Source organism: uncultured Nostoc sp., from assembly GCF_964245575.1.
Taxonomy (GTDB): domain Bacteria; phylum Cyanobacteriota; class Cyanobacteriia; order Cyanobacteriales; family Nostocaceae; genus Nostoc.
The window spans coordinates 1-18,792 of record NZ_CAXTNP010000158.1; the positions used below are offsets into that span (position 1 = coordinate 1).

At 40.2% G+C, this 18,792-nt stretch carries 17 protein-coding genes; 6 read left to right on the forward strand and 11 right to left on the reverse strand.

The genetic code is table 11. The annotated features are described in order from the left end of the window. Window positions 1–285: 285 nt before the first annotated feature. The 3 genes from ACFFAP_RS22995 to ACFFAP_RS23005 all read right to left on the reverse strand — a co-directional run bounded on the left by ACFFAP_RS22995 (window position 286) and on the right by ACFFAP_RS23005 (window position 3,970). Window positions 286–1,338, reverse strand: coding sequence for a restriction endonuclease subunit S (locus ACFFAP_RS22995; RefSeq protein ID WP_375513396.1), 1,053 nt, complete (start codon window positions 1,336–1,338; stop codon window positions 286–288). Further along, on the reverse strand, window positions 1,335–3,554 hold the full coding sequence (locus tag ACFFAP_RS23000) for an N-6 DNA methylase (protein ID WP_375513397.1): 2,220 nt from the start codon (window positions 3,552–3,554) through the stop codon (window positions 1,335–1,337). The genes ACFFAP_RS22995 and ACFFAP_RS23000 overlap by 4 nt, the downstream gene beginning before the upstream one ends. A gap of 245 nt (window positions 3,555–3,799) precedes the next feature. Then, the gene (locus tag ACFFAP_RS23005) at window positions 3,800–3,970 is read right to left on the reverse strand and encodes a hypothetical protein (protein WP_300420317.1); all 171 of its coding nucleotides are present in this window, start codon (window positions 3,968–3,970) and stop codon (window positions 3,800–3,802) included. 173 nt (window positions 3,971–4,143) lie between these two features. Between ACFFAP_RS23005 and ACFFAP_RS23010 the strand changes: the two genes are divergently transcribed. From ACFFAP_RS23010 to ACFFAP_RS23020, 3 genes are all read left to right on the forward strand, one after another. Further along, window positions 4,144–4,701, forward strand: a complete 558-nt coding sequence (locus tag ACFFAP_RS23010; protein WP_375513398.1) for a hypothetical protein — start codon at window positions 4,144–4,146, stop codon at window positions 4,699–4,701. Further along, window positions 4,698–5,000, forward strand: a complete 303-nt coding sequence (locus ACFFAP_RS23015) for a helix-turn-helix domain-containing protein (RefSeq protein ID WP_375513399.1) — start codon at window positions 4,698–4,700, stop codon at window positions 4,998–5,000. Before ACFFAP_RS23010 ends, ACFFAP_RS23015 begins: the two co-directional genes overlap by 4 nt. 103 nt (window positions 5,001–5,103) lie before the next feature. After that, window positions 5,104–5,304, forward strand: a complete 201-nt coding sequence (locus tag ACFFAP_RS23020) for a hypothetical protein (protein ID WP_179068196.1) — start codon at window positions 5,104–5,106, stop codon at window positions 5,302–5,304. Window positions 5,305–5,549: 245 nt separating this feature from the next. Here the strand turns inward: ACFFAP_RS23020 and ACFFAP_RS23025 are convergent, their stop codons facing one another. The 5 genes from ACFFAP_RS23025 to ACFFAP_RS23045 all read right to left on the reverse strand — a co-directional run bounded on the left by ACFFAP_RS23025 (window position 5,550) and on the right by ACFFAP_RS23045 (window position 10,578). Then, window positions 5,550–6,200 (reverse strand): hypothetical protein, encoded by a 651-nt coding sequence (locus ACFFAP_RS23025; RefSeq protein ID WP_375513400.1) that lies wholly within the window; start codon window positions 6,198–6,200, stop codon window positions 5,550–5,552. 37 nt (window positions 6,201–6,237) lie between these two features. Further along, entirely contained in the window at window positions 6,238–7,233 is a 996-nt protein-coding gene (locus tag ACFFAP_RS23030; RefSeq protein WP_375513401.1) for an ImmA/IrrE family metallo-endopeptidase, read from the reverse strand. Between the two features lie 223 nt (window positions 7,234–7,456). Beyond that, window positions 7,457–7,990: a TniQ family protein gene (locus ACFFAP_RS23035; protein WP_375513402.1), complete on the reverse strand. Its 534-nt coding sequence runs from the start codon at window positions 7,988–7,990 to the stop codon at window positions 7,457–7,459. Further along, entirely contained in the window at window positions 7,990–8,820 is an 831-nt protein-coding gene (locus tag ACFFAP_RS23040) for a TniB family NTP-binding protein (RefSeq protein ID WP_375513403.1), read from the reverse strand. Before ACFFAP_RS23040 ends, ACFFAP_RS23035 begins: the two co-directional genes overlap by 1 nt. Window positions 8,821–8,823: 3 nt before the next feature. Continuing rightward, complete coding sequence (locus ACFFAP_RS23045) at window positions 8,824–10,578, reverse strand: Mu transposase C-terminal domain-containing protein (RefSeq protein WP_375513404.1); 1,755 nt, start codon at window positions 10,576–10,578, stop codon at window positions 8,824–8,826. Between the two features lie 867 nt (window positions 10,579–11,445). Between ACFFAP_RS23045 and ACFFAP_RS23050 the strand changes: the two genes are divergently transcribed. Beyond that, complete coding sequence (locus ACFFAP_RS23050; protein ID WP_375513405.1) at window positions 11,446–12,765, forward strand: hypothetical protein; 1,320 nt, start codon at window positions 11,446–11,448, stop codon at window positions 12,763–12,765. 12 nt (window positions 12,766–12,777) lie between these two features. On the opposite strand, the gene ACFFAP_RS23055 is transcribed toward ACFFAP_RS23050, so the two are convergent. Then, the gene (locus tag ACFFAP_RS23055; protein WP_375513406.1) at window positions 12,778–13,695 is read right to left on the reverse strand and encodes a YbhN family protein; all 918 of its coding nucleotides are present in this window, start codon (window positions 13,693–13,695) and stop codon (window positions 12,778–12,780) included. A gap of 337 nt (window positions 13,696–14,032) precedes the next feature. Between ACFFAP_RS23055 and ACFFAP_RS23060 the strand changes: the two genes are divergently transcribed. Continuing rightward, the gene (locus ACFFAP_RS23060) at window positions 14,033–14,599 is read left to right on the forward strand and encodes a DUF6658 family protein (RefSeq protein ID WP_375513407.1); all 567 of its coding nucleotides are present in this window, start codon (window positions 14,033–14,035) and stop codon (window positions 14,597–14,599) included. A 97-nt stretch (window positions 14,600–14,696) separates the two neighbouring features. Next, on the forward strand, window positions 14,697–15,287 hold the full coding sequence (locus ACFFAP_RS23065; RefSeq protein WP_375513408.1) for a hypothetical protein: 591 nt from the start codon (window positions 14,697–14,699) through the stop codon (window positions 15,285–15,287). A 298-nt stretch (window positions 15,288–15,585) separates the two neighbouring features. On the opposite strand, the gene ACFFAP_RS23070 is transcribed toward ACFFAP_RS23065, so the two are convergent. Beyond that, window positions 15,586–16,878 carry a glycosyltransferase gene (locus ACFFAP_RS23070; protein ID WP_375513409.1) on the reverse strand — a complete coding sequence of 431 codons (1,293 nt, stop codon included), beginning with the start codon at window positions 16,876–16,878 and terminating at the stop codon, window positions 15,586–15,588. 540 nt (window positions 16,879–17,418) lie between these two features. Further along, complete coding sequence (locus ACFFAP_RS23075; RefSeq protein ID WP_375513410.1) at window positions 17,419–18,678, reverse strand: glycosyltransferase; 1,260 nt, start codon at window positions 18,676–18,678, stop codon at window positions 17,419–17,421. Window positions 18,679–18,792: the final 114 nt, after the last annotated feature.

The following is an 18,792-nucleotide window of genomic DNA, read 5'->3' on the forward strand; positions in this document are numbered from 1 at the left end:
CATATTGCTTTCTCAAACTGGAGTTTGCTTTCTCATTTCGGTATATTCAGCAAGCAAACTCCAGTTTGCTTTCTCATTTGAGTAATTTACTAAAGTGATGCAATAGAAAATTTACCAGTAGGGTGTAATGTTACTTATTTAAATCAATCTATAAAGAAGCCAGCATCAACTTGAAAAAATTCACCCAATACTTGCGCTTGTGCTTTACTAATCTCTCGCTTACCGTTGAGAATTTCAGACACATGAGAGTATTTTGTCAAGTAGGATGCGATAGCTATTTTTTTTCTACACGGCGATGCTTCCGTTCATCAGGCGAGGAAGGAGTAAATCACGGGCTGTAGTCAGGCGATTGTTACAAACTTGCAAACAGTGAAGTTGCTTGTATATGGGTATAGCTAAAGCTTCAAAGCTTTCTCGAAGATTATTTGTCGGTATCAATACAGGAAGACTATAAGCATAATTTCTATTCAACCCCGGAACTGCTGCATCAGTGCTAATGAAGCTGAAATTAGACAATGTATGATACAAAAAAAAAGACACTTCACTATTATTTATGTAATAGACGGTATCAATAGGATAAAAAGATGTTGGACACCAATAAACTGTACCAATGTTCCCTTTACGTCCAACTATAATTCCTGGTTCTTTAATTAAAGCTTTGTCATGATATCCTATTATTCCGCTTGAACCATAAACAGGTATTGACCCGTTTTTTCTGTCTTGCTTAGTTAAGCTTTTACCATAATTTAATGTGGCTATATCTTTTAAAGATTTTATTTTCCACCCCTCTGGAATGCCATCAACTACCTTCACCGACTCATAACCAGGGAAGCGCAGATGCACAAACCATTCTTTGTAAAGCTGGTGGATGGATTCTTCCAGCAGTGCTATTCGGCGGTTGTTGTTGTCGATGAGGCGATCGTAGGTTGAGAGGATGTCAGCTATGCGTTGTTGGGTTACTGGTAAAGGTTTAATAATCTCCAGACCATGAATATGATTTCGATTGAGAGTTGGATTTGCTCCCCCAGAATCAAATCTCTCTAGTTCTAATGTTTTCAAAAAGTAGTAAACAAACTTAGGATTATTGCCTTTAAAATCTTTGACCCATAAAGTTGTATCATGAGGCCAGAAATCGCTTTCAATATAATGGACAGAACCCAGCGTGCCCTTACGACCAATTATTACACCAGGCCCTTTAACTTTTGCAACTGAATGGTAGCCCTGAACTCCAGATGAAGATATAACAGGATAATTTCCATCCTCTAGTTGTTTCATAGTGATATCAAAACCACGTTGAAAAAAAGCTAGTTCATCTAAAGTTGACTTTGACCAACTCATCCAAACAACTCCTCAAAATTCACCGCAATACTCGCCGCTAACTCTACCGCTTCCTCATTCAAACTCGCCAACTCTAAATGAATTTCCCGCATTCTCTCCTCAAAATCATCCTCATCTTCCCCATCCAAAGCCGTCACACCCACATAACGCCCAGGTGTTAAACTACTATCCTGCTGGGTTATTTCATCCCGCGTCACCACCTTAGACAACCCCGGTACATCAACTAACGCTGCTTCGGGAAACCGAGATTGTAACCAGGTAACTTGTGCTTTCACATACAGCGTGGACTTAATAGCAAAAATAGCTTCATCTCGCGCTGTATCTAGTGCATCACGTTGTTTTTTAATTTCCTTTGCGTCCCAAGTTTCTTGTTTACGCGCGTCTAACTTTTTCTCCGCCAGTTCCACAGCGCGAGTACCGAGTTTATGCACTTCGTTGATGTGCTTTTGCAGGGTTTTCAATTGGGGAATAAATTGTATAAACCTTGTTGCACAGTCTTTTTGCGCTTCATTAGTCGCAAAACCCCACTCCGCCTTAGCTGGCGCTAAGTCTCCCCTCCCCTTGGTAAGGGGAGGGGTGGGGGTGGGGTTATTCTCTGCAAACCATGCAAGATGCACTTGTAATTCACCAATTAAATCTTGTCTCGCCTCAGTAAATTCTTTAATTCCCGCCTCCAACTCAGACAAACTAGCGCGGAAAGTCTCTACATTCTGATTGGCGATATCTTCAGCAACTAATCCCTCAACTTCGGGTAAATCCTTTAATAAAGGAAGCGAAGCACCAAGACGATCGCTAAAATTCTGCAATAATTGTGTCAACTTAGCTAAAGGTGACTCTAACTGTGTCAACGCACCTTCAATAGTCGCCGCTTCTTGATGCGTCTTATTTAAATATTCCTGCACCAACCCTAAATAACGTTCCTGCTGACCGCGATACAACCAAGCGATCGCAGTGATATTCTGGAGTTGTTCTTCACTAAAATCGCGGATTTTGCGCGTCACTACTCGGTAAATATTCCGCGCATCAATCATCAATACCTTATCTTTGCGTTCTGCTGGTTTTCCCTTGTCGAAAAACCACAATGTACAAGGTAGCGATTTTGTGTAAAAAAAGTTCGTCCCAATAGAGATAATCATATCCACGGCTTGAGTGGCGATTAACTCCTCTCGAATCTCCTTTTCCCCATGTCCCGCATCCGATGCAGAACTCGCCATCACAAACCCGGCTCTACCTCGTTCATTTAAATAACTGTAAAAATACTGTATCCACAGGTAATTTGCATTGCTCACTGCTTTAGTTTTCGCCGCAATTCCCGGTATCTTTTTCTCAGTAAACAGCCGGGGGTCAGTCTTCACCTTCTCTGGACTCACACCATCAACGTTAAATGGCGGGTTAGACATGACAAAATCACATTCACCCAGCAACTCTTCCCAGCGATCGTAAAAAGTATTACCTTGGCGAATTATCCCTTCTAAAGCGTGAACCGCTAAGTTCATTCGCGCTAAACGAGTGTTAGTATCCGATTTTTCCTGTCCGTAAAAAGTAATTTTTGCAGCTGCATCCTCACCGCGATTTTCGAGAAAATGTCCCGTCTGCACAAACATACCCGCACTACCGCAAGCAGGGTCTAAGACATTTCCCCGGTCAGGTTCAATCATATTTACAATCGTGCGTACCAAAGAAGGCGGTGTAAAAAATTCTCCTCCTTCCTGTGCGCCACTCATAGCAAACTTATTCAGAAAATACTCATAAATTCGCCCAAACACATCACCTGTAGCTGTACGTAACTCCTCCCGGTCAAAAATTCGCACTAAGTTATACAGCAAATCCTGCTCAAAACTGGTGTACTCCTTCGGTAACACCCCCTGCAACATCTGAGTTTCATCCTCAATCGCTTTCATCGCTGCATTGATCGCCTTGCCAATATCTGCGTTTTCTGCCAAATTCAAGATGCGATCGTACTGAGCCTCAATTGGTAAAAAAATTGCTGACTTTCCTTTAAAGTCATCTTTGGTAATCGGGCGTTTTTTTCCACCCCGCGAGGATAAACCCTTTTCAATCTCCGCTTGTACAGCATTGAAGCGATTTGTCGCATGGCGAAGAAAGATTAGCCCCAGTACGGGCATACTGTATTCATTAGCATTGAGTTTTGAGTTAGCGCGGAGTTGGTCTGCGGCTTCCCATAGGGAAGATTCAAGTTGACTGATATTGAGCATAGTTTGTTAGCGCTTAGGCGAAATTATGACTGTCTACTTCGCCTAAAAAATTATGAATTTACATATTAACTGTTTTGGCAACCAGGGAATCTGTTATTTTTTCCCCTAGCCCAAACAAATATACTTAGCACGTTTAATTCCTTGAGCGGAATTTTTTAACCTAAAATAACGTCCCAAAGATGATAAGCAAAAATACTTTTGACAGACTAGGCAATGACTTGTCAAAGTCACTAAGTGTTTACACCTCATTTCCCTTGACTTGGTGGAATTTTGCCCTCATTCTGAGCTTGTTTAATTGCTCGTTTCACAATTAACACTGCCATCTGAGACAAAGACCGCTCCTCTGCATCAGCCAACAATTGCAGGGCTTCTTTGTCTTCTTCTTCCATATAAAGAGTTACAGTTACTTTTCCCATGTCAGCATCATAAGCGATTTTGTTTGTTTTTGTATTAAATACATGTAAAACACACTAATTAAAACAAAAACACTTTATTTTAGCGTATAATTACTGATAAGTCAAAAGCCAGCCATCAACTTTCTCACGGCGGATGCTGGCTTTTGGCCCCCATATCACAGGAGACATTTTCCATGTTAAAGCCTGTTAGCTACAAAACAGATGAACACAGAGCTTATCAACAAGCTTTAGATGACTTCAACATTACAGAATTACTGGTAAAGCTCAACAACTACTCTGATGCTGACTTTGATAGCACCTGGATACAACCCCAGCAGCAAGAAATAGAAACTCTAGCTGCTATTCTGATTTCTCAGTTGACTCACAGCATCAATGGTAAGTTGATTGCTGCTTATCTGAATCTCATCCGGCACAGTAACCAAGATATAGTTCTAAGCTTGATTAACCTGAAATGCCCAAAAGCATCTATTGAGCTTCCTGTCAACTTTCCTGATGTAGCGAAGACACCCAGATTTTTATATGGCGATCGCTTGCGTTGGATCTCTGCCCAAAGTGATACTGACTGGGGCATTGTCATTGGTCGATTTTATAGCTTTGCTTGCGATCGCTGCTGCTGGAGTTGGTGCTACTTGATTTGGTTGAGCAAAAATAGCCCCAGTGCTGCTTGGACATCTACCGACATTGCTTGGGAAGAGGATTTAGAACCAATCAGCGAGGAAACAGACTTATGAATCCTCATCCACTCAAGCAGCGAGAGCAAGATTTGATGCAATTCTACAGTTATTGTCAATTGGGAATGACTCCCCAGCAGTTTTACTCCAAATGGCAGGTGAACTATGAAGAAATTGCTCAGATTTGCTCTCGTTCCCTTTCCACCGTTCGACGCTGGTTTGCTAGAGGTAAAAACTACCGCCGTCCCATGCCAGATGATTTACGTCACCTTGCTCTAATGAACTTTTTGCTCGAACACTTTGAGGATATCCCCGAAGAAGTGTTGCAGAAGCTTTGTTTTCCAGACAAGAGTGAGTAGGAATTGAATCTAATTTCAATATCAATTTGATATTTCTTGCCAGCCACCGTCACAGTAGGCTGGCTTTTGTCTTGGAAATTACAGATTTTACCAGGAGAATTCGATGACCTACCTTGAAAAGCTCAGTCCTTGGTGTATAGTCCGACTTAAACCTAATATGCAGAACCAGATTGTAGCTCGTTTTCGTCGGCGCAGTGATGCAGAAGCTCATCTACAAGTTTTATGCCGACTTATCCCCAGCGTAAGTTTTACACTAATTTTCAATGTGGTGTTAGAGCAACAAGATTTGAATACTGTAAAGTAACATCAGGCATAAAATACTTACTGCAAACTCCTTCCATTAAGTTTGTCAAGATAAGGAAGGATTTTGCAGATTAATAGGCTTTTGGATCACAAGTAAATTGAGTAGCGATCGCATTTATGAAAGATTGGAGCAAAAATCCAAATTTATAAATCTATACAACGTGATCTAGCTAAAAGTCTTGATATTACTATAAATTTACAATAAGTATTTCAATAAAAATTAGGCAAATTATAAAATTTTTAGTCTTATAGTTTTGTTTGGGCAACTAAAACAGAATCTATCAGTAAATCTCCTGTCTTTGCGCGTAAGTCTTGGATTGCTTGGTTCAGCACTTTAACTGCATCCTGGTGTTTTGTTTGTTTACCCAACTGAAATGCCTCGGAAATAACTTGGTCACAAGCATCTGCCGATGCCATTCTACGACATACCAAGTCAAATCCAGCATGGTCAATTACATGAATTACTAGCTGCTCTAAGCAAATAGCTTTTTTATACAATCTTTGCTTAACGTCGTTGAAGCTAGATAATGCTAACGATTTTAAAAATCGTTTATCTGACGTAAGCAAATAAAAATCTTCTTCCGTTTGAGTTGCAGCAACAAGTAAAGCCTCACCCACATCAATCCCATCTGTAGAAGCTAACATTTGGTATTCTGAAGTACTACAGATAGCATAGTCATCTATTGTTTTACATCTATCCGTTATTTGTTTCGCCCTTTCTATGCTAGTCGGTTTAAATTGCTTACTAATTTTTCGAGAACCGCTAAAAACTTTCGCCGCAGTAGGCAATATACGAATATTTTCGTTTTTAATATTTAAGCTAGCAACCATTTCCCAAAAGATTTGGTAGGCTGCCAGCTTTAAAATTACATCGTTATCTGTAAAATACAGCAGCAAAGACTTGCTCCTATTTCACTCCTTTACTTAGGAGCAATTATACTCCTGTTACGAGTTTAAGGTATTCTTCGCTGTCTGTGTCTAATTTTTCCCAATTTAGCTCTTTTTCAAGATAACTATTGATTTTAACTGATGCATTAGCTACAGGTTCAATTATCTTTAATGCACCTTGGGCAATTGCCCAGTCTTGTTTTTGTTCTGCTTGCCAAGCATAATTTAATGCTAAAGCGCCAGGATCTACTGCATCTTTATTGCCTAATTGCCGCACCATTCGCGTTAGTTGTATCGAGTCAGATACCTTAGCCCATGCATATTTATTTTTCTCTCCAAAAAGAATAACTTCAGCAAACTCATTTGCTTCTTGCTCTTCCTTATCTTCTGCTTCTTTAATTATCTTTTCATCAATCAGAACACAGTCCTTAACATGACCACTAGCGATATGCCCAATTTCATGAAGAATGATAAAAAGCAAGTAAGCAGAGTACCTACGATTAGAACTAACTACAATTACTGGACGGTCATTAATTACTGCCGCCATACCATCCATCTTAATGCTTCCTCTAGGAAACTCAGAAAAATGGACTACTGGAATACCACAGTTCCAGCAAAATCTCAGAATAGCATCAAGGTCTATGTAAGAATTATTTTTCAGGATAAAATTCCGAATTTCAAATGCATTTGTTGCCATATCTGTAAAAGGTCTTTTACAGGCATACGTAACTATCTCAGCTACGCGAGTAGCTAGCCCTTGAGCAACAATTAATCGGCTCTCATCAGAATTTTTTTGTATCTTCTTAAATTTAGGGCGAATTACTTGCTTAAAAGTAATAGGAGCATCAGGATCAAGAACTGATGCCATATCTAGCCCTAAACGTTTAGCAATACGTCCTGCCGCTTCTAAAACAGCTACAGGATTATTTTCAAGTTCTGCATCCCACCATTCAGGTAAGGCTTTTTCTTGAATAAACTTTGGCTGTAATCCCACTTTTGATAAGCGTTTATACAGCATTGGCATTTCAAGGGTTTTATTCATAATTTCCCTCCTCTGCCTATTCTCAATATGTGACCCCTTGTTGTGAATTACAAAAAAATTAATATAACGACGTTATCTATATAGTGACACCATTATGCCACGATGAAAATTGCCTTGACATTGAGTATGCAAATATACAGCAAAAAGAACCAGAGTTTTAAACAGACTATTTTTTTATTATAGTACATTTGTACTTAAGATATACAGCTATCACTATTAATAATCAAGAATCAGCATTTAAGCTTCTCAAGTTAATAACAGGCTTCTGATACGCTGCCATTTCCGCAAATGGTCTTCGACACCTATGACAGCACCTATCCTCCCACAGCGCAGGCATTTTGAGAGGAGCTTCACAATTTGGACACTTTGCTAAAAGCTTGAGTTCGTGGCGATCGCACTTCCATACTGACTTGTACTGCCATTCAATTTGATGGCAGGGATTTTCCCCATAACAAGCCCCACATAACCGAATAGGTTCGTGCTGCATTCCTACTCCGGCAGGTGGAAGCATTTGAGTTAGGCTGTCTGCATCTACTTCTACTACAGATGCGATCGCTTCCAATTCCTGTTGACTAGGGCGAGGGTTAAAATGAAATCTTTCCCACCGTGCCACTACAGCACCAATCCCAGCTAAATTACCTAATTCAGCAGGAGATAAATGGTTAGCACGTCTAAACCGACCGAGAAAATGACTCAGGCTTTCCCCTGGATAGGGTTCTATAATAAAAAGCCAAGGCTTAACATCTGGTGCTGTCATTATTTATACTCTTTCGCCACTTCTTGTAAAACAGCTTTATCAATCTTCTTAAATCCCTTAGATAAAGAACGAATCGCTGCTTCCCTAAGAATCTCATCCAGCCGGCCAATGTAGCCTTCAGTTGCCGATGTGAGAATCCGCAGCATATCCTTGGTAGTTAAATTAGACGACACGGGCAACTTCAAAACCCTATCTTCCCAGGCTTGCACAGTATCTTGGAAATCTTTTCCTGATAACTTGCCGAAGCGATGACAAGCCCGAAAGCGGTTATAAACTTGTTCATCCCGCTTGATCACCGCCTCCAAGCGGTCGGTTCCCACTAAAACTACAGCAATTCCTAGTTTGTCATAAATATCTCGCACCTCAGCAAACGTCTCAGGTTTAAGGCGGTCAGCTTCATCAATAATTAGCATTTCTACCCCACACCCCTTGAGTACCTCCATCGCTCTACCACGAAAATCAGAAACAGTCCCTTTTGTTGCCCGAAACTTAAGGTACTCAATCATCTCCTTGAATAAATCCTTAGAGCCGCATTTTTGCGGAGGCTGAATATAAACTACAGGTACAATCGGGGGTCGCCCAACTTCTTGCTGTGGCTTTTGCCTGTACCTATAGGCATCACAGGCAACTGTCTTGCCAGTCCGTGATTCTCCAACTACTCGACAAGATTGCCGTGCTTTACGTTTGCCATCCAACCAATCATGGAGAGTTTTTACCTGCTGTAACGGCACAATGCTTTTACCCTTGAGACGAGCAATTTCAGCTTGCAACCACTCATCATCCGGTTTTACCCCACCCAACTGCTTGGCGATCGCTTGAGCTTCTGTCATTGTTTAAAACCCGTATTCTTCACGAAGTTGTTCATAGTCCCACACTTCCATGTCTTCGTATTGAGAGTGAACCGTTTCTGTAGATTCCACTTCATCTAGTTCAACTACTTGGGAAGGCAAGGATTCTGTTTTACTTTCATCAACAGCAGCAGAACGTAAAACAGTCTGTTCCAATTTTTGACGCTCCTTACGGCTTTTCTTGGTAGCTACAAGAGCATCGCGGTCAACAACTTCTTGCAATAATGATTGGTTACTGATAGTTTTTCCTGCGGTACGGAGTCTGCGACTTGCTGCAAGAGCCTCATCTAATGCCAGTTGCTCTGTCTCTAAACCTTGAGCGTGAGCGCGGGTCAGAAATACTTCCTGATTGTTTTCTTGGCGATAAACCAAAATTGTTGTAATGTCTCTGGGGTCAAACCTTAAGTTGACAGTTTCCCCTGCATAACCTGCCAGATATTCTCCTTGATACATCAAGTTCTGGAACTGCAAGCAACCACCTCTTTGCACAGTGCGTCGTGACTGCTTCATTAAACAGATATCCAAATCTCTTTCTGGTATTGGTACTGGTACTGTGGGCAATCCTGCTTCCCAACGCTCAAAGCGAGTTTGATCGCCCATCCGCGCATCAATACTTTGGTTATAGCGGTCAACCATGTAACGCACAAGTAACTGTTCTAGTTCTCGCAAAATAAGTCTTGCGTCCTTCTCTGCATCTTCTGGGCGTTCCTGCACATTAGATCCGGTGTACCCAGGAAGTGTTGAAAATAGTTGGTCATTCAATGTTTTGAAAGGACGTTCTACTACTCCACCTTCAGAAGGGCGATCACGTAAATGACAGACAAACCCCAGTTGTGCCCCAATCTGACTCAAGTGGTTAGAACGAAAGTCTTTACCGCCATCTGTATAAAAATGTTCTGGTTTACCGTAAGTTCCCCACTCACAATGCAGTTTGTACTCTAAACCGTAACATTTTGGTAATATTGCATGGCGTAGCGCTAATGCCACTACCTCAGAGCTTGGTGCATCAAAGCCCAAATAGATACCCATGATGCAACGAGAGTAAGTATCAATTACTGTTGTTAGCCAAGGACGACTTAGCAGTTCACCATGTTGATCTACAAGCAACACATCCACGCGGGTATGATCACATTGCCAAACATGGTTGCTGTAATCAACGGATAAATCCTTTCCTTCACGAGTTTTAACTGAAAGCGTTGTCCCTCTCCATCCAGGGCTACGAATACTCTTAGTTTTTTCTTGTTTTTCCAAAATGGGCGCTAATACCCGTAACACGGTTCTGTAATTGGGCGGCTTAGAGTCCTTTAATTCACGGGCTTTAGCCTCGACTCTGAGAGCAACTTGTTTAGGGGTCATACGTTTACTACCCTTGTTACCATCTTTGTAAGTTTTGGTGATGAATTTTTCCCAAAACTCACCAATGCGATGTTGTCCTTTATCAGCCCTATCTGTTTGAGTGAGTCCGACTAAACCATCTTGTTCCCAGTTTTTCACCAACCTTTGTACCGTTCGCAACGATACACCTAGTTTCTCTGCTGCTTCCCGCAACTTTTGCCCATAAGTTGTGCGATCGCAGGGTTCCAGTAAACTTTGGATTACCTCTAGCTTTAGTTGGGCTGACTCTGAGAGTTGTGTCACAATTACATTCTTCTCAAGAGTTGTACCACTTTCTCCTAGTAAGCCTTCCATAGGAATTGCCGAGGTATGAACAGCTAAATCAGGGTTTTGCTGACTGTTCATAATACATATCTTCTTTATAAAAACATATTGTTATTCTAATTTAGTATAAAGCGACAGTCAATTTGTCATTATGAAAATACACAAAAGCTTTTTTCTCTCTGATGAAGCGACAGTTAATTTGTCACTATTACAGGAAATGACAGCTAATCTGTCACTGCCAAGATGTTATCTTAATACTGTTAAACCGCTATAACCTATGCTGAACAAGGATTTCATGGATGACATTAATTTGTCACGACGACAAATAATTAGTCACTGTACATTTCGCATAATGTATAGATGAACACGAATAGGGACACGTTTTTGCCCATTGGTGTCAACTTAACCTAAAAGTCATGTCCTGCAAGGAACTGAAGTTCCTTGCTAATAGCAAAAGTCTTCTGTTGATGACTAAGTATACCCAAGATTCTAATGTCTACTGGTCTGTCAAGCTAGTATATGATTTGTTTGTAGTAAGCACAAAGCGTGCTTAATAGATTTCGACTAAAGTCCTTACTACGAACTTACTTACCCATCAATTTCAACTTGACAGAGTACTACTTCAGTAACTATTGCTTGTAGCCTTGAACTTTAGTTCCAGGGAGCTGAGGAAGCCAACAGTTAAGCTTTTGTTGACACGTATGGGTAATACCGTGTCCCTACCCGTGTAATTTATTCAAATGAGAATCGCTATAAAAGTAAGCAATTCCACTGGAGTATTTGATAAAGGATTAAACAATTTATGTTTAATTCTTTATCTATAGCCGGAGTTTATCAAATTTGTGTAAAAAGATTACTGAATCTCTCAAGAATAGATTGATGCTACTGTTCACCAAGGTTAAGCTGGTAATAATATGAAGATGAAACCTTTTTATCCTGATAACTGAAATGACAGCAAATAGTTTATCAATTAGTCAGGAATATCCCCATTGTATTACGTCTAACTCTAGACAGGTAAATGTGCCAATTGCACAAGAAGAGGTTTATACCTTCTTCATAAAAATTGTCAATACAATGTCGCCAGAGGAAGTTTTACGCGAATTTCAAGCTTTTTTTATAGACGGTCTTGATTTACAATATTCTCATTTTATACCTGGGATATATCAGATTTTTTTAGATGATAAAGAACATGATTTTCGTAATACACTTAAGCGGTGTATTTATATAATAATTAATACTTGGAAAACTAACAGGAAAGATAAATATATCAAAGAATTGGTTGACTTATTTACTATTAGAAACCTAAAAGTAAAAGCCAATTATTTTCCAGCGATAAATATCTGTAAAAGCTGGCTAGAGAATTTTATAAATAGTAAAGACTATCAAGAAATAAAACTATTTGCTGCTAAACATGACGAATTACATAAAGGTCATTGGGCTAATCGCTACACTTCCTATTTCTTAGTTGCTCAATCTGTTAATGAGAATAATCCAAGAGAGCAACAAGAGGCTGCCAGAAAGCTTTCTAGACAGATAAAAGAGAAATATAAGTTTGAACTGGCAATGTATATTGCTCGTTCTCAATCTGCCGTCTCAAGCACAACACGCTACAAAAATCCCAGTGTATTGGGAGATAATGTTCTGCGTTTAATAAAAGCAATTGTTTTAAAAAGGGGTGCGTTTAGCCATGAGAATATTGCCAGTATATTTATCAAGCAAACTCAAGGGCAAACCCTTGAACAATTTAAAACAAGTATAGAAAAATATCTATTTTTTTCTGTAGATAATCAAGAATTAGTTAAGACCTTGCAGGAGCAGTTTGCAGAAATTTTATCTTTATGGAAGAAAGATTATAATCAAGAAATTATTACTAAAGAATTATTTTTGAGAACCTGTAATCGAGTGATTGATTATTTCACAACAGAAAATGGGAAAGAACCTTCGTTATTATTTATATTATTGCTTACCCAAGGTCACTCTTTAACATTGGTGATTATACTCTTAAAGACTATTTTGATTTCTAGAAATTCCCGTAAGCATTTAGAGATTAAAATTGCTCATTTGATTCGCTATTACGAAAACTATCCTGAAGATGAGTGTAAGTGGGTAATAAATTTTATGGAAGTTTTTAATATAACGTTTGCAATTTACGCAGAAAATGTAGAATACAACTTGATTAAGATAGAAGAAGACCAAAGCAGTAATCCGCAGTTAAATCTGGATGCTTATCGGGTGTTTTCACAGATAAAGGTAGATAGACAAAAATGAGTGTCGTCTGATTCATGATTTAACAAGGCCTTCGTCTAACCAAGCCAAAGCAGCACCCGCAGTTTCAGCTAGAATACTAATGAGGCGATATAGAGCGATCGCACTAAATACTAAGGCAGATGGAAAGTGGTGTCGTAAAAGTTCATAAGCAGTTGCTTCAAACACACCTAACCCACCAGGCGCACCCGGAATAACAAGCCCCAACAACCAAGCGCAGCTAAAAGCCCCTAATAACAAAGGAATTTGATTCACATTCAACGAACCCAAGGCGAACATAGTTAATATAAATCCAGTGGCGCGTAATCCCATAAAGCCCAATTCTCCTAATAAAGGTCGTAGGGGATAGCTTTTAAGACTGAAGGGAACAGTTGGCTTAGTGGTAGCAGACTTTTTTGCTTTCAATTTGTACAAAAAGCGAATAACTGGGTTTAAAAACCAAGGATGAATCGCACAAAGAACTACAGCTAAACTTAGTAATTGTAGTATTTGCAGAACAAAAGTACTATTAGCTGCCGCAAATTGGTTACTACATAAAACAATGATGATTAAAGCAGCCGCTAGCATGAGTAGGGGTTCTAGCAAAACGCTTAAGGTGGCTGCACCAGCAGAAACATTGGCATTTTTTGCTGCAACAATTCGTCCGTAGTAATGCCATATATTACCTGGTAAATACTTAGCTATGTTCGTTTTTAGATAAACCTGGATGAACTGGCGAGGCGATACAGGTTGATTTAACTCTTGGAGAATCCAAGTCCAGATCCAGCCTGCCCAAGTATGTGCTAGTAAAGTGACGCCTGTAGCGATCGCCATAATTGCCCATCCTACCCCATCAATGCGGATAGCAGTCACTCCAATCCAATTATCCTTCAGAGCTTTCGCTAAAAAAAACAGCGTTCCGCCCAAAATTATCCAACGTAAAAATTGCTTCATGAATTTAGTAATTTAACGGCTAGAGCAGGGCTGAATACCTCAACTATTACAGTACATCAGCTACCTATCCAAAGCTTTTGAAGTATTAAAGAGGTTTATGTAGTTCTTTTTCAAAAAAGATATTATTTTAATTTATATCTTCCTATGGTTAGATAAGAATATTCTATTAATACTAATTAAAATGTGGCCTGCGCTAGAGGTAAAGTTAATTTTATTATTCATATCCTTAATAGAGGTTATGGAAAGTGAGCTAACCAAAACAAGCACAATAATTTGCTGATCAATCCAATGATTTAGCAATTTCTTAGTTTATTAATATTTTGGTAAGGAGGACTACATGAACGCTGTGAGAGTATTCTTGAAAAAAATAAGATTGCGCCAGATATTAACTATCTTTTTAGCTGGACTATTGTTGATAGTTAGCACTGCTTGTAGTGGGGCAAATGCTCAAGGTGCAAATCCACAAAATCCTGCTGTACAAGCTGGTGGAGCAAACAATCCTTATAAGAATGGTGGAGACAACTATACCAACAACAGCTTGTCTACCGATCCGAAAATAACAAACCCAAAAGCTAATCAGGGACGTGACGAAGCTAGCTTACAACCAAGTTCGGAATTGTTGATTGCTACAAATAGAGAATCCGAGATACTTTATCCTGGTGCTGAGACACCAGCAGGCCGACTCCAGAAAGAAGCAGAACTGCCAATCATCACAGATAAGGACTTCCAACAACCTGAACCAGGTGGTTTGATTCAGAATGAATCAAATATAGGAGAGCGGTTTAAAGATCGTCTTGAGACTGTAAAAGAGAATGTTGAAGAAGCTTCCGGCTTTTTGAAAGATAAAGCAGATGAAGCTGGTGCCAGACCTGAATTACAAAAAAATCCAGCAGTAGGCAGATAGAATCCTTATTTTGTCTAAATCCTTGGATGCAAAATTAATTCCAAATGCTATCTTGGTTGAACTTTAACTTAGTTACAAAAATGCAAGGAGTAGAAGTATGAAAAAAGCAATGAATTGGCTCAAAAGCATTCGTCCCTTGAAAGTTTTAACTGTTTTTTTTGCAGGAATATTCTTATTTCTGACACAAGCTTGTGGTGGCCCAGGAGTAGCAACACAACCACCACAGCCTGATGATCAACCAGCTTATACCAAACGATATGATCCTACAAAAGATTATCCTCTATCTTCTCCTGCTGGTGGGATAAATAACTTTAGTGATGTAGATCCTAGAGCGACAGATGAAAAGGCAGCTAATGACAAAGCTGATGCGATGGCAAGAAATGCTGAAAAGAGGATTGATCAGAAAGGGGTTGAAAGTCCAGGGGATTATGCCCGGAATTACAAACAAGGTACACCCCTTGGTGAAAGAGTGAAGAACCTGGGTGAAGATATCGGCAGTTCAGCTGAAGAAGTTCGCAAAGGTGTTGTTAAGGGGACTCAGCGAGGAATTGAAAATATCAAGGGTAATACCCAAAATGCAGCCGAAGATGTGACAACAAATGTTCAGCGTGGGGCTGAGGATGCTGGTAAAAAGGTTCAGCGCACAGCTGACGATGCAGGCAACGCAGTGAAGAGGGCAGTTGATTGAAATTAGTCATTTAATCTTCTGCAAAAATATGAAAGCGCCCACAGACCTTTAGTCTGGGGTTATCTAAACAAAGCCTGCCTATGCAGGCTTTGTTTGAGTTTTGGGTGGGTAGGAAAGACTTATATCATGTTCGCTTGATTGCTTATTAAACCCGAAGAACCCCAAACAGCCAAAGCTATGCTTTGTTTCCCCTCCCGGCTGTTCGAGAGGGGAGCTAGTGCGAATTACGCTGACATGATATTACGCGGTCTACGATCGCACCCTTGAACTAACAAGCTTTGTCAAACTCAAGCGATCGCTAATTAACGTGAGTTCGATGAACCTGTCCCTGACTGGATGATTTGCTCCTCCTGCCTTCTTCAACGATTTGGTAGAGTTTATTTTCAAGTTTTTGCATACATGCCGACCAATCAAATTCGAGTATAGAGGGGCGAGCCTGCCGAGTCATCTCTGCTTTCAAATCGGGATTTTCTAAAATCTCAATCACCCTTTGGGCGAAGTCTGTAGGGTTGTTGGGTTGGGCAAGAAAGCCGTTACGACCAGGAAATACCTGTTCTGAGGTTGAGGGTGCAATAACTGCAACCAGAGGGGTTCCAGACGCTAGCGCTTCGTTATTTGTAGTGCAGAAGTTTTCCGTAATGGAGGGATTGACAAAGACATCCGCTCTGGCAAACCAACCTAAAAGTTCTGTACCGTGAGACTCGCCCCATACAGTAATACCCGATCCAAATTTTTCGGCACGCTGACGAATTTCCTCATCTAGTGGGCCACTACCAACAATTACCAGATGAACATTAGGGATTTTGGCAGCGATGAGCGGAAATATATCAAGCAGTTGGTTGACATTCTTTTCCGGGGTGATGCGTCCGACAAACAAGAGAGTTGGTCGGTTGTCGTTAGGAATTGGGTTATAACAAATGTTTCGCGGGTGAAATTTTTCGCAATCGATGCCTTGATAAGGCACGTATTCCGCACGTTGGCACTTCAGTTCTTCGTATTTAGTGAGTTGTTCTTTAGAAGAAAAGTAATTGAAGTCATAAGACTCACTAAATTGCTTGACTAAAATGGGAATGATGGGACGAACCAAGTTAAAGAAATTATCCCCAAAGTAATATTTGATATATGCAACGATATCGGTATGGAAGAGTGATATTATTGGTGTGCCTGTTCTTCTTGCATATTCGATGCCAATCGGGCGACCATAACCTTGCAAGAAAAATGAGTATAAACCTCTCATTTGCGCGGCTTCTTCAACTATGATAATATCCGGCTGGAATTTCTCCAGTAACTTGGTATCGCTCCAATGTCGATAGTTCAATGGTTGAGGAAGAGACTTGTAAAATAGCAGTGGTTGTGTGGGGAATGCGTAAGCAGAGAAGTTGGGGAAAGACTGAATTTCATTTAAACCTGGCATGGGGCGATCGCCAACATTTTTGGGGTAGCGATCGTTGATTTGCGGATGGATTAGAAAAACCTCATGTCCCTGCTCTAGCAACCAACGAACCCGTTGGTGAACTGCGACGGAAACTCCAGTTAAGAAAGGAGCGTACAATCCTGTAAATAGTGCAATCCGAAGTGATTTCTTAGTCATAAGAAAGAGGAATATTTCACAAAAATGCTGGTTTTGAATTTAGGACTTACGCAGCAAATGTTTCATGAACATCCTGATTATTTTGCTCAGAAATTCCCACAAATATAGTTAAGCTAATCAGCATTAAAGTTGCATAATCAGGGCGGGCAAGACTTCGGCGTGAGCGCTCAGTCGAACGCTGCCCAACCCACAAGATATTGAGAAAATTTTGATATGCAAATTAGATGTGTTATAGCTTAGACTAAGGAATTTACGCATTTTCAGATAGCCGAAGTTTTCGATTGTGAAACGGATGTTTATAAACCTCGATTAGAAACTATCAAAACATCCAAAATACTAAGTCAAAATTCCCCTTAATATATTTGTCTAAACCCTTGCCATTAATGCAAATAAATTTTGGTAATTGACAACCAACAACGCGTATTTTAACAAGGATTATAGCTAATATAGTTCTACTAAATATAAGATAATATAATTTGAAGACTAGGGAATGTTTAATGTAATAACTTTCATGCCCTAGTTCATATTTAGCGATTTAATTCAAAGAGAAACCTTACTATCAATAGGCTGATCCAACCATTGATAAGGGCGATATTCCACTAGCCGGATATTCCAGGGCCCTTGAACCCGATAGGAAACACCGCGCCAAGTAACTGTTGAGATCCACAGGGATGATAGCATCGCTAACCCATAAACCCACTGTGTCAAGGGAATCGCAATCAACATTTTGATGATTGTAGCAGCTGATAATTTTGCGATCGCCTGGTCATTAGAGCGAACCACTCGCTGTATCTCTAATTCCAACACGAGCATTATCAAGAGTAATCCGAGAGTATAGACACCATAGCAGCCTAACAAGAGAGCCGCAACTTCCCATTTTGCCTCTAACAACGACTCAAGAACTAAGATGATGACTGTAGTAGGAAACAAAATGCTAGAAACAGCTTCACTAACTAAAGCTAACCAACGTGGGTGATACAGTCGAGAATAAAGTAAGAGGCGCTTGAGATAGTCTATCAAGTTGAATAAATTAGTCTCTTCACGATTTACTATCAGCAGCGAAGGCACAAACTTTACCTGCAACCCCTGTTTTTTGAGGATGTCGTGCATCATAAAATCTTCGCCTAAAGCTTGTCCCCACTTATCAAGCAGTTGTGTTTGGCGAAGCACTTCTGTTTTCACAGCCAAAGTCCCACCCCAAGGAATTTGGAAGAGAAACATTTGCACGACTGTGGCTACATTGCCGGCGTAGCGCACTAAAGATCCCCAATATTTACCTGTAGGTACATACCAACGATAACCTGTTGTTGCCCCTACTTTAGCATCCCCCAAAGGACTGACTAATTCTCGCAGCCAATTTACATGCACTATGGTATCAGCATCTACTAAAGCAACCACCTTGTAGGAATCATCCAACTCACGGATAGCTTGGATTAAAGAACTGCATTTGAGACTACAATTGTTGCGTACTATTCTCAAAGGGCTGATTTGAACATTGGTCGCTTCTTGCTCTGTGATGGTTTCACTGGCAATTTTCCAAGCGGGATCTTCTTGACTATCAACAATCAATTTTAAATCATACTGTGGATAGTTTTGATTTAGAAGCGATCGCAAACATCTAGGCAAAAACGGATCGGCTCCGCGTAAACAAAGAATCACTGCTGTTTTGGGTAACTGCTCGTCTGGTAATAATTTTTTTTTAGATGAGCGCAGATACCATATAAAGACAAGCGTTAAACACACCTGAATAACCAGCCAACCCATCAAAGACTTAGACAGAAATATCGCCAAATCTTCCATTAAATTTTTAGTCTCCGACAGAATAAGGGATTGGGGACTGGGGATTAGGGATTAGGGATTAGGGATTAGGGATTGGGGATTAGGGATTAGGGATTAGGGATTAGGGATTAGGGA